Consider the following 12,190-nt stretch of genomic DNA (forward strand, 5'->3'; position numbering starts at 1 on the left):
AATTTTTCCACTATTTAAATCAAAAAAGCCGAATTCCAAGCTCTTAAGGAACGATTCAACTTAAACTCTTTCGGCAACCCAACCAGGCACCAATTCAAGGGCTGCAGACAAGCCATCTGGATTGTTACCACCAGCCTGAGCCATATCAGGACGACCACCACCTTTACCATCAACATAAGGTGCAATCATTTTAATCAGATCCCCAGCCTTCACGTTTTTAGTCAATTCTTTGGTGACACCAGCAATCAAACTTACTTTGCCATCATTCACCGCAGCCAATAAAATAACGGCAGACTCTAACTTGCTTTTCAGTTCATCTAGTAAATCACGTAACGCTTTTGGATCTTCTACTTCAACCTGAGCAACCAACAACTTACCGCCATTGATATCTACCGCCTGAGAAGCCAAATCAGCGCCAGCCAAAGCCGCCATTTTACCTTTTAATACATCCAATTCTTTCTGCAAACTACGCGCTTGATCATTCAAGGCTACAACCTTATCTAACACACTGTCTTGGTTACCTTTAACAAGGCTAGCAATACCATCAAGAACCGACTCAGTCTGGCGAGTCGTATCTATTGCCACCTTGCCTGTAACCGCTTCAATCCGACGGACACCTGCAGCAATGCCGCTTTCTGAAATGATCTTAAAGAAGCCTATATCACCCGTACGACTAACATGCGTACCGCCACACAACTCTATCGAGTAATCGGCACCCATAGTCAACACACGCACTTCGCTGTCGTATTTCTCGCCAAACAAAGCCATAGCGCCTTTCGCTTTAGCCGATTCAACATCCATGATGTCTGTTTCTACCGAACGGTTTAAGCGAATCTGTTCGTTCACCATGTCTTCGATTTGTTCGATCTCTGTCGCCGTAACGCCTTCAAAATGCGAGAAGTCAAAACGCAAACGCTCAGGATTTACCAAAGAGCCTTTTTGCGAAACATGATCACCTAAAATACGACGCAGTGCTTCGTGCATTAAGTGAGTCGCGGAGTGATTCAATGTCGTCGCCGTACGCAAAGTACGATCGACTTCGCCAGTCACCTGATCACCAATCACCAAACGACCTTCTTTAAGCTCACCGTAATGCAAATGTGCTTTAGCTTGTTTTGTCGTGTTAGACACTTCAAAAGCACCTGAACCACGCAACCAACCTTGATCACCAACCTGACCACCAGATTCAGCATAAAAAGGAGTGGATTTCAAAATCACTGCCGCCACTTGGCCAGCTTCGATAGATTCAACTGAAGCACCATCAACAAGGATCATCTCAATTTCACAAGTAGCGTTTAGATTCTCGTAGCCAGTAAATTCAGTAACAGAATCCAATTTAACGCTGCTCGACATATCCATAGAGAAGTTACTTGCAGAACGAGCACGAGCACGCTGTGCGTCCATCGCGACTTCAAATCCAGCCTCATCTATTTCTAGATCATTTTCGCGCGCAACATCGTTGGTTAAATCCGCAGGGAAACCATACGTGTCGTAAAGCTTGAAAACAGTCTCGCCAGGAATAACCTTTTGATCGCCTAGTTCAGATATTGCTTCTTCAAGAATCTTCATCCCTTGATCAAGGGTTTTGGCAAACTGCTCTTCTTCTTTTAATAGAATAGAAGCAACTCGCTCTTTTAATTTTGTTAACTCTGGATAAGCTTCACCCATTTCGACATCAAGTGCTTCCACCAATTTATGGAAGAACACACCTTTTTGACCTAGCTTATTGCCGTGACGAATCGCTCGACGAATAATACGACGCAAGACATAACCACGACCTTCATTGGACGGAATCACGCCATCGACTATCATGAAGGAACAAGAACGAATATGGTCAGCAATAACGCGTAGTGACTGTGCACTTAGGTCTTGAGTACCAACCACTTTAGCTGTCGCTTTGATCAAATTTTGGAACAAATCGATTTCGTAGTTACTGTGAACACCCTGCAAAATCGCCGCAATACGCTCCAAGCCCATTCCAGTATCAACAGAAGGCTTAGGCAAAGGCGCCATTTCACCATCCGCAGAACGGTTAAATTGCATGAAAACCACGTTCCAGATTTCGATAAAACGGTCGCCGTCTTCTTCAGGAGAACCTGGAGGCCCACCCCAAATATGCTCGCCGTGATCATAAAACACTTCAGAACAAGGACCACAAGGGCCCGTATCACCCATCGCCCAGAAATTATCAGACTGGTAACGGCCACCTTTGTTATCGCCAATACGAATGATTTTTTCTGCAGGAAGACCGATGTCTTTGTTCCAGATATCAAAGGCTTCATCGTCGTCTGCGTAAACCGTTACCAACAGCTTTTCTGTTGGTAACTTCAATACAACCGTTAGAAACTCCCACGCATAATGAATCGCCTCTTTTTTGAAGTAATCACCAAAGCTGAAGTTACCCAACATTTCAAAGAACGTATGGTGACGCGCGGTATAACCGACGTTTTCTAAGTCATTGTGTTTACCACCCGCTCGAACACAACGCTGAGACGTCGTTGCTCGTGAGTATGGGCGAAGATCTTCTCCCAAAAAAACATCTTTAAACTGGACCATACCAGCGTTAGTGAACAGCAATGTTGGATCATTTCCAGGAATCAATGAACTGGATTCCACAATCTGATGCTGCTTACTTTCAAAGTACGATAAAAATGACTGACGTAACTCAGAACTCTTCATAATGGGATGAGTCTCTATCTCTATTTGTCTGGACGAATTGGATTGCGTGAATGGCAGATTAGCATGTGCCGATTCGATGCAACGAAAAGCACAAAATAGTACACGCAAAGGATAGGTGTTTTCAAAAGAAACCGTCGTAATTTAACGCTTATTTTGTGCATAACTTAAACAAAAGTAAGATTTACGGATGTAAACCTACTTTTGCTTAGTGTTTCTAGGAAGACATTACTAAGAATCTTCACCGCGAATATAGCGGTAATGAGGTCGAGCGGTCATTCTGGTCACCAACTCATAACCTATAGTTGCGGCGTAATCTGCGACTTCTTCGACAGGCACATCGCCCCCCCAAAGTACCACTTCTTGCCCCATGGCAGGCTCAGCAGCGAAATCTTGCATACGCACCGTAATCATATCCATGGACACACGACCTGCTAGGCAAGCGGGTTTTCCGTCGATTTGCAGCGGCGTGCCATTTTCTGCGTGACGAGGATAACCATCACCATAACCTACAGCGACCGTTGCCAGCACATGATCTTCTGCAGCAACATAGCCAAGACCATAACCGACTTTGTCACCTTGCTTAAGTTTGCGTGTTGAAATCACCTTGGACGACAAGGTCATCGCTGGGCGCAAGCCCACTGCTCGACCGCTCACTTCAGCAAAAGGAGAAATCCCATACAACATGATACCCGGACGAATCCAACCACCTTCAGGCACGCTCCACTTCATAATTGCCGCAGAGTTCGCCACGCTGGCTTCAATGTCACCAATCGACTGACGCGCTTGTTCAAAATAAGCCAACTGCTGCATAGTCGCTAGATCTGACAAGTCATCCGCACAAGAAAAATGCGTCATTAAAACAACTTCGCCTACTTGGCCACTGTCTTTTAACGCCGTAACAAACACTGGCGCGGTTTCTTTATCCACACCAAGACGATGCATACCTGAATCCAGTTTCAGGAAAATCTTTTCAATTTTGGCATGGCTAGCCTGCAATTCATCAAGCTGTTGAGCATTTTCTAGAGCGGACCAAAAACCATACTTCTCGCACAGCGCCCACTCCTCACCTTCAAATACACCTTCCAATAACAAGATAGGCGAAACAATACCCGCTTCGCGCAAAGCAATAGCTTCTTCAATGGCTGCCACTGCAAAAGCATCCACTTCTTCATCTAAATAACGTGAGACCTCAACCGCTCCATGTCCGTAGGCATTACTTTTAACAACAGCAAACGCTTTACAAGTTGGCTGTAACTTTTTTGCATAACGGTAGTTTTGTAGGATCGCCTCCAAATCTACCGTTGCCGTGAGTGGCCTTGCCATATTTGCCCCTTAAACTTTTAAAGCGTTTTATTACTTATAACGTTGTACGGAAAGATCTTGTGAATCGATCTCAGTTTTATCGCCAGACATAATGTCAGCAATCACCGATGCAGAACCGCAACTCATCGTCCAACCTAATGTTCCGTGACCCGTATTCAAATACAAACCATCAATACCTGTACGCCCAACAACCGGCGTGCCGTCTGGCGTCATTGGGCGAAGCCCAGTCCAGTAGTCCGCTTGGGATAACTCACAACCCTGATTAAACAAGTCATGAACAACATGCGTGATGGTTTCTGTGCGCACTTTTGGCAAATCAAGATTGTAGCCATTCAACTCCGCAGTCCCGGCAGCACGAATACGGCCACCCAATCGAGTCACAGCAACTTTGTATGTTTCATCCATCACAGTTGAAACAGGAGCAAACTGCGCATCGGTAATGGGCACCGTTAAGGAATAGCCTTTTACCGGATAAACTGGGATAGAAATATCGATCGCTTTAAGCAACTCTTTTGAATAACTGCCCATGGATACCAGAACATTATCAAACTCGAAATCACCTTGGTCGGTTTTTACGGCGCGTATTTTATCACTTTCAACAACCAAGCGTTCAATCGCTACACCAAATTTAAATGTCACACCTAATTCATCACAGTGTTTCTTCAGCTCTTGGCAAAAGACAAAGCAATCGCCGGTTTCATCACCCACCAAACGAAGCCCACCTTTGAACTTGTCGATCACTGGAGCTAGGCCCGGCTCAACGTCTAGAATCTGCGCTGGTGTTAATACTTGATGAGGAACATTTAAGGCTTTTAGCACCTTAATATCTTTTTCAGACGCTTCAACTTGCTCATCCTTACGGAAAAGTTGAGTCAAACCACCCTGACCATCATCGTACTTAATACCAATCTCTTTGCGCATAGCAATGAACTGATCACGACTGTATTCCGCCAACGCCACCATGCGAGACTTATTCACGTCGTAGGCTTTTTCATTACAGTTCGCCAACATTTTACCCATCCAAGCTAATTTTTTAAGCTCAGGATCGGCACTTACTTTTAACGGTGCGTGTTTCTGCATCAGCCATTTAATAGCTTTAAGAGGAATGCCAGGCGCTGCCCAAGGCGCAGAATAGCCTGGAGAAATTTGCCCTGCGTTCGCAAAACTCGTCTCAAGAGCCACACCTTCTTGACGATCAATCACTGTCACCTCAAAGCCTTTTTTCGCCAAATAATAGGCTGACGTCAAACCAACAACACCCGCACCCAACACGCAAACACGCATAGAAAAACCTCAAATAAAGACAAAGTCATATCACCCATAATCACATAAGATATGCAGTTTTATCATCTTATTTATTATTATATTTAAGAATAAAAAACTACAAAATAAAAACAAAGAAGTTTATTAGAAACGAAATGTAAAAACCTCATTCAGCTGATAAAATAACAACTCAACTAGAACAAGCAGAGATACAGACATGAAAGAGCATCAAACTTCTATATTCGACCAAGCCTTGTCACTGCTAAGTCACAGAGAACACAGCAAACAAGAACTAGCCACTAAATTAAAAACAAGAGGGCATGAGGAAGAAGAGATCAACGCGATAATTGAGCGTCTTGAAGAAATGAACTATCTCAATGATAAACGCTTTGCAGAAATCTTTGTAAGGAGCCGACTCAGCAAACCACTTGGCGCCAGCCGCATTCAGCAAGAACTCATACAAAAAGGCATCAATAGCGAACTAGCAAAGACAGCCATATCAGAAGCCAATGCAGATTGGTTTGAGTTGGCAAAACAACTAAAAGAAAGAAGATTTGGAGAAGAAGTAAGCACTGACTTCAAAGAAAAGGCCAAACAATCACGTTACCTTCAATACCGTGGTTTCGACTTCGAGCAAATAAAATACGCCATATCCACCCAAGACGAATACTAGCGACTTTAAAATACACAGGCCCAGACTCACTGACTAAAATCAGATCTGCACTGGCTGAGACCAGATCTGACAGCTCTCTAAATTTGATATTATGAGTTATCCTCTTTGGCCATGAGTGCGGTCAAATAGCGCTCTTCCATTTCAACATAGTTTTTTTGAACTGACTCTATTTTGCCATCAAGCTCAGCAATTTTTTTCTGCAATTTTTCAAACTCGTTGGATTGATCTTGCCCATCAAATAACTCTGCTTCTAGACGCTTGCGCTCTTCTTCAAGTTCTTCATTAATTTCTCGAAGGTTTTCAATTTCTTCTTGATCTTGGCTGGTTAAAACATCTACATCATCTTTAACAACCTGATTGGTAGTTTCAGGATGAAGCAACTTGTATTCAAGATTCTCACGCAAATCTCGTGCTTTGTCCAAATCTCGCTCGAGCATTTCTACATACAGTTCAGACTCATTCACCATTAAACGTAAAGAACTTAACTTTGAGGCCTGCTCATTGGAAAAAGCATCAGACTCTTCAGTAAAAGAGCCCTGATAAAGCAAATCCTCCATATTTTTCATAGCGTTACGCTCTTCTTCTATAACACTATATATGTCCATGTTTGGCGTAACAGCTCCCTCTTGCTCGTCAAGTAATGCTTTTTTCTGTTTTAGAGCCTCATCACGCTTAATGACATCGATATTAAGGTTGTATTTAATTGCCTGTAAATTGTCTAATTTCCCTTCTAAACGCTTAACCACACGACTACTTTCCAAAAGAGCCTTTTCTAACCGAACAATAGAGATATTGTAAACACCAATGTGTTTTCCGTCTCCCTCATGATCCATTTTCACTTTACGAAATTGCTCTTTTAAATCAGCAATAATTGTTTTTTGATAAGCTGCCAATTGTTTTAGATCAGACACTTTATCATCCAACTCTGAACGTACAGAATGAATAAAATCAGACTGATCTGCACTGCTCAAATACTCCTCTAAAGCATTAACATAAAGGGCATTATCACCTTCTTCCTTTACTTCAGCTAAATGCAGCTTCAATCGCTCAGCAAATTCATACATACTCGCCATTTCAGATCGAAGCAAGGCCAGCGACTCGTCTAATTGCACCTCTGCAACTAACTGTTCTTGTAGCTTTACAAGCTGTAGATTCAATTCAGATGTGACATTCACTTGGGCAAATACTTTTTCACCCGTTTTCTGAATGATTTTATTTAACTCTCGCAACAAAGACTGATTCACTTTTAATGACTTCAAAAGCGCATCAATTTCTTGTGCGCGATCCACCTTATCCAAAAGGCTTTTGAATGCTTCTAACAGCACCAACACTTTCGCATTAGGCACAGAATGCTCAATAATATGTATTTCAACATCTAAAAAAATGGCCCAGCAAGACAACGCAGCTCGACCTTGAAAATCAGATTTTGGCAATTCAGTAAGAAGCTGAGTGCATATATTTCGTTGCTGCTCAAGCAAGGCTAGCCACTGCCTTTTCTCTTCTTCTGAGACATCGTGCTGACCATTATGCAAATTAGCTGGTGCAACCTCATCATCAACACCTAGTTCCGATGCTTTTTTCTTCAGAGAAAAATATCGCGACAAAACAAATATAAACACCACAAACAGAAGTGCACTCGATGCAATAAGTCCCCATTGCCAAATCAACATATTGTGATTGCCCTATCTAATGCAAAATTATTAAAAGAAATAATCATAGAAGGATATGCTTTAAGAAACCATCAAACCTACATTTTTTAACGCACTCACCACAAAAACAAAAAAAGCAGGTACAAGACCTGCTTTTAAAAAATGTTCTTTTTGCTAGAAGAATTTAGAAATCTAGTTGTTCTGCTTCTTCGTCTGCTTCAACGTCGGTTTCTTTGCCGCTAGCTTTACCATCTGCTTTAACAGTTTTAGGTAATAAATCTTCACGGATCTTGGCTTCAATTTCTTTCGCCATGTCAGGGTTATCGGCTAAAAACTGAGCAGCATTGGCTTTGCCCTGACCAATCTTATTACCATTATAAGCGTACCAAGCACCCGCTTTATCAACAAAGCCTTGCTTCACACCTAGGTCAATGACTTCACCCATGCGGTAAATACCAGCACCGTACATGATTTGGAATTCAGCTTGTTTAAATGGCGGCGCAATTTTGTTTTTCACTACTTTAACGCGGGTTTCATTACCAATCACTTCATCGCCCTGCTTCACTGAGCCGATTCGACGAATATCCAAACGGACAGAAGAGTAGAACTTAAGTGCGTTACCGCCCGTAGTCGTTTCTGGAGAACCAAACATCACGCCAATTTTCATACGAATTTGGTTGATGAAGATAACAAGGCAATTGGCGTTCTTGATAGAACCGGTCAATTTACGCATTGCTTGAGAAAGCAAACGTGCTTGAACACCAACAGAAGAACTACCCATTTCGCCTTCAATTTCAGACTTAGGAACCAAAGCTGCTACCGAGTCAACAATGATAACGTCAACGCTATTTGAACGTACTAGCATATCGACGATTTCAAGTGCTTGCTCACCCGTATCTGGCTGAGAGATCAAAAGATCCGCAATATTAACGCCCAGCTTTTCAGCATAAGAAGGGTCAAGCGCGTGCTCAGCATCAATGAAGGCACAGGTTTTACCTTGCTTCTGAGCTTCTGCAATAACACTTAGTGTTAAAGTTGTTTTACCTGAAGACTCTGGTCCGTAGATTTCACAAATACGACCATAAGGAAGACCACCAGCACCAAGTGCAATATCCAGACCTAACGATCCAGTAGAAACCGTATCAATATCAAGCTTGGCACCTTCGCCCATCTTCATGATGGCGCCTTTACCAAATTGACGCTCGATTTGAGACAGCGCTGCATCCAGCGCCTTTTTCTTGTTGTCTGCAATAGATGACATAATGAAATCCTTGTGGCTACTTTTCGTTGTGACTAATTGTCGTTGCGGGTAACTCTATCGTTTTTTTTGGGTAATCTCAAGAAATACTGTATATAAAAACAGTATTATTTTTCACCGCTTTTAAGCATCTCTTCAATGCCATTCAATGCCGCCAAAACAGTAGCTTCTCTTACCGCCTGACGATCTCCAGAAAACTGAAATCGCTCAACTTTGGCTTCTTGTCCGAGCGATTGCCAGCCGATATAAACACAACCTATTGGCTTTTCTGGCGAGCCGCCCCCAGGACCAGCCACGCCACTAACAGCCACAGAAATGTCACCACCTAATTGTAAGGCACCAGCACACATCTCTTTCACTGTTTGCTCAGACACGGCACCAAAGGATGATAGCGTTTCTTCTTTTACCGACAAACCACGCATCTTAGCTTCATTGGCATAGCTAATCACACCACCAAAAAACCATGATGAGCTACCAGCTATTTCCGTGCATACCGCACCAATCAACCCGCCAGTGCAAGACTCAGCCGTGACCAGCAACAATCTTCTTGCTTGTAAGAGCTCGCCGACTATTTGTGCTGCTTGTGTCATTTTTTGCATTTGATTCATTATCTTTATCCCTTAAATCCTAGGAAAATATCCCGTAGAATACCCCTCTATTTTTTGGATCACAATCGAGCTTCCCGAATGAGTAAAACACCAGCAGACAATCATACGCCGATGATGCGCCAGTACTTCGGCCTTAAGTCACAGCACCCAAACCAGCTGCTATTTTATCGCATGGGAGATTTTTACGAGCTTTTCTACGACGACGCTAAACGCGCGTCTCAGCTGCTTGATATTACACTTACCGCTCGCGGTCATTCTGGCGGCATGCCGATTCCAATGGCTGGCATCCCCTTCCATGCAGCAGAAAACTACATTGCACGCTTGGTCCGCATGGGTGAGTCAGTGGTTGTGGCTGAACAAACGGGCGACCCAGCCACCAGCAAAGGTCCGGTGGAGCGACAAATCGCTCGCATCGTCACGCCAGGCACCATTAGTGATGAAGCATTCCTGGAAGAGAAACGCGAAAACCTTCTACTTTCCCTTGCTCATCAATCACGCAAAGGCCTCGATGTTTTTGGTTTCTCTTATTTAGACATGGCCAGTGGGCGTTTTTGTTTATTTGAAGTCGATGGTCATGAAGCCCTATCAAGTGAACTACAACGCTTATCGCCTAGAGAAATTTTGATCTCTGAAGATTTTCCAGCACGAGCTACGCTAAAGCTAGAAAAAGGTGTCGCTGAGCTTGGCCCTTGGCATTTTGATTATGAATCCAGCTATCGCCAACTTATTCAGCAATTCAACACCAAGGATCTATCTGGCTTTGGTTGTGAAGCGTTAACGGCCGCCATTGCTTCCGCTGGCGCACTGCTTCAATACGCTAAAGACACGCAACGCTCGGCTTTACCACACATTCAATCCATCATGGTTGAGCATAAAGACGATTCGGTTCTGATTGATGGCGCAACTCGACGTAACTTAGAAATCGATATCAACCTTACTGGCGGCACGAGCAACACCTTAGTCGAAGTGCTAGATAAATGCTCCACACCAATGGGCAGCCGTTTATTAAAACGTTGGCTGCACACGCCGATTCGTGATCTAAACGAAATTCAGGCTCGTCAACAAGTCGTCACTGAGTTACAGCAAAACCAAAGCTATGACGCCTTTGAAGCGCCGCTTAAAAAAGTCGGTGATTTAGAGCGTATATTGTCACGAGTTGCCTTACGCTCTGCCCGTCCGAGAGATTTATTGCGTCTGCGATTTGCCCTTGAAGCTGCACCAGAAATAAACAATTTACTGGCAAACGCAACATCTGAACGCTTACAAGAGCTTAATCAGCGCATTCTGGCGCAACCCACTATCACCGAGACGTTGGCCAAAGCCCTTGTCGAAAACCCACCATCGGTTGTTCGTGATGGCGGTATTTTTGCCAAAGGCTACGACGAAGAATTAGACGAGCTTCTAGCGTTATCCACCAATGCTACAGACTTTCTTGCAGAAATGGAGCGCAGCGAAAAGGCCCGTACAGGCATCAGCTCATTAAAAGTCGGCTTTAACCGAGTTCATGGTTATTACATCGAAATTAGTCGTCTGCATTCCGATCAAGCACCGGTGGAATACATTCGTCGCCAGACGCTTAAAAATGCTGAACGTTTTATCACGCCAGAACTAAAAGCTTTTGAAGACAAAGCACTCAGCGCGAAATCGAAGTCTCTTGCTCGAGAAAAAGAGCTTTACGACGCACTGCTAGAACAGCTTAATGAGATTTTAGGCGAACTACAAACCACCAGCCAAGCCTTGGCACAACTTGATGTACTGAATAACTTTGCGGAACGTTCTAACGCACTGAGTTTTACCTGCCCAGAGTTACACAATCGTGGCGGCATTCAAATTGTCGGCGGCCGTCACCCTGTGGTGGAATCGGTCATTTCAGAACCCTTCATACCAAACGATCTTGACCTGAATGACAAACGCTCATTATTGATGATTACTGGTCCGAACATGGGCGGTAAATCGACTTATATGCGCCAGATCGCTTTGATTACGCTATTAGCTCATACTGGCTGCTTTGTTCCAGCTGAATCGGCGTCTATTTCAGTGGTCGATCGAATCTTTACTCGCATGGGCTCGTCTGACGATCTTGCCGGCGGTCGTTCAACCTTCATGGTGGAAATGACAGAAACGGCAAACATCCTCAATAACGCCAGCAAAGACAGCTTAGTCTTGATGGATGAAGTCGGACGCGGCACCAGTACATTTGATGGTTTATCATTGGCTTGGGCAGCCGTCGACTATTTAGCCAATAAGCTAAAATGTCACGTCTTGTTCGCAACGCATTATTTTGAGCTCACCACGTTAGCAGATCAATTAGAAAACGCGGCCAACGTTCACTTAACGGCGACTGAATACGAAGATGAAATCGTCTTCTTACATAAGGTGCATGAAGGCCCAGCGAGTCAATCATATGGCTTACAAGTTGCGCAACTGGCAGGCGTTCCTCGTGATGTTATTGGGCACGCTAAGCAAAAGCTTAAAGAACTGGAAGTCGTTACTGGCATTGACCTTGATACAAGCACCATAGAACCGAAAACAGACTCAAGTTCAACCAAAGCTAAAACCAAGCCGCACTTGGCCAAAGAAAACAAGAGTGAGTATCAACCCCAGCAAGTGGATATGTTTGCTCAGGCCGAACAAAATGCCTTGAAAAATGCCATTGAAGAACTAGATTTAGACAACATGACGCCGCTAGAAGCCATTAATGCCCTTTACAAACTGAAGTCTCAGCTGTAGTGGGCAT

8 protein-coding genes are annotated in these 12,190 nt (G+C 43.8%); 2 read left to right on the forward strand and 6 right to left on the reverse strand.

Features of this window, described 5'->3' with window-relative positions; all coding sequences use genetic code 11:
- Positions 1-60 precede the first annotated feature (60 nt).
- The 3 genes from alaS to ACO05V_RS07075 all read right to left on the reverse strand — a co-directional run bounded on the left by alaS (position 61) and on the right by ACO05V_RS07075 (position 5,286).
- Positions 61-2,679 (reverse strand): alanine--tRNA ligase, encoded by a 2,619-nt coding sequence (gene alaS / locus ACO05V_RS07065; protein ID WP_421848908.1) that lies wholly within the window; start codon positions 2,677-2,679, stop codon positions 61-63.
- A gap of 228 nt (positions 2,680-2,907) precedes the next feature.
- Positions 2,908-4,002 carry an alanine racemase gene (gene alr / locus ACO05V_RS07070; protein WP_421848911.1) on the reverse strand — a complete coding sequence of 365 codons (1,095 nt, stop codon included), beginning with the start codon at positions 4,000-4,002 and terminating at the stop codon, positions 2,908-2,910.
- 30 nt (positions 4,003-4,032) lie between these two features.
- Positions 4,033-5,286: a D-amino acid dehydrogenase gene (locus ACO05V_RS07075; protein WP_421848914.1), complete on the reverse strand. Its 1,254-nt coding sequence runs from the start codon at positions 5,284-5,286 to the stop codon at positions 4,033-4,035.
- Between the two features lie 196 nt (positions 5,287-5,482).
- Here ACO05V_RS07075 and ACO05V_RS07080 point away from each other — a divergent pair, with 196 nt between their 5' ends.
- A complete protein-coding gene (locus tag ACO05V_RS07080; protein WP_421848917.1) occupies positions 5,483-5,938 on the forward strand; it encodes a regulatory protein RecX in 456 nt (151 codons plus the stop codon).
- Positions 5,939-6,027: 89 nt separating this feature from the next.
- Here ACO05V_RS07080 and ACO05V_RS07085 read toward each other — a convergent pair whose 3' ends face one another.
- From ACO05V_RS07085 to ACO05V_RS07095, 3 genes are all read right to left on the reverse strand, one after another.
- Positions 6,028-7,608, reverse strand: coding sequence for a hypothetical protein (locus ACO05V_RS07085; RefSeq protein ID WP_421848920.1), 1,581 nt, complete (start codon positions 7,606-7,608; stop codon positions 6,028-6,030).
- A gap of 163 nt (positions 7,609-7,771) precedes the next feature.
- Positions 7,772-8,848 carry a recombinase RecA gene (gene recA / locus ACO05V_RS07090; RefSeq protein ID WP_421848922.1) on the reverse strand — a complete coding sequence of 359 codons (1,077 nt, stop codon included), beginning with the start codon at positions 8,846-8,848 and terminating at the stop codon, positions 7,772-7,774.
- 104 nt (positions 8,849-8,952) lie between these two features.
- Entirely contained in the window at positions 8,953-9,453 is a 501-nt protein-coding gene (locus ACO05V_RS07095; RefSeq protein ID WP_421848925.1) for a CinA family protein, read from the reverse strand.
- Positions 9,454-9,531: 78 nt separating this feature from the next.
- Between ACO05V_RS07095 and mutS the strand changes: the two genes are divergently transcribed.
- Positions 9,532-12,183: a DNA mismatch repair protein MutS gene (gene mutS / locus ACO05V_RS07100; protein WP_421848927.1), complete on the forward strand. Its 2,652-nt coding sequence runs from the start codon at positions 9,532-9,534 to the stop codon at positions 12,181-12,183.
- Positions 12,184-12,190 lie beyond the last annotated feature (7 nt).

Source organism: Marinomonas sp. (assembly GCF_965225885.1).
Classification (GTDB): domain Bacteria; phylum Pseudomonadota; class Gammaproteobacteria; order Pseudomonadales; family Marinomonadaceae; genus Marinomonas.

Bases quoted from the DNA above. Each gene is read 5' to 3' on its own strand.
- ACO05V_RS07080 (WP_421848917.1), top strand. From the start codon at position 5,483: ATGAAAGAGCATCAAACTTCTATATTCGACCAAGCCTTGTCACTGCTA.
- alaS (WP_421848908.1), bottom strand. From the start codon at position 2,679: ATGAAGAGTTCTGAGTTACGTCAGTCATTTTTATCGTACTTTGAAAGT.
- alr (WP_421848911.1), bottom strand. From the start codon at position 4,002: ATGGCAAGGCCACTCACGGCAACGGTAGATTTGGAGGCGATCCTACAA.
- recA (WP_421848922.1), bottom strand. From the start codon at position 8,848: ATGTCATCTATTGCAGACAACAAGAAAAAGGCGCTGGATGCAGCGCTG.
- ACO05V_RS07095 (WP_421848925.1), bottom strand. From the start codon at position 9,453: ATGAATCAAATGCAAAAAATGACACAAGCAGCACAAATAGTCGGCGAG.
- ACO05V_RS07085 (WP_421848920.1), bottom strand. From the start codon at position 7,608: ATGTTGATTTGGCAATGGGGACTTATTGCATCGAGTGCACTTCTGTTT.
- ACO05V_RS07075 (WP_421848914.1), bottom strand. From the start codon at position 5,286: ATGCGTGTTTGCGTGTTGGGTGCGGGTGTTGTTGGTTTGACGTCAGCC.
- mutS (WP_421848927.1), top strand. From the start codon at position 9,532: ATGAGTAAAACACCAGCAGACAATCATACGCCGATGATGCGCCAGTAC.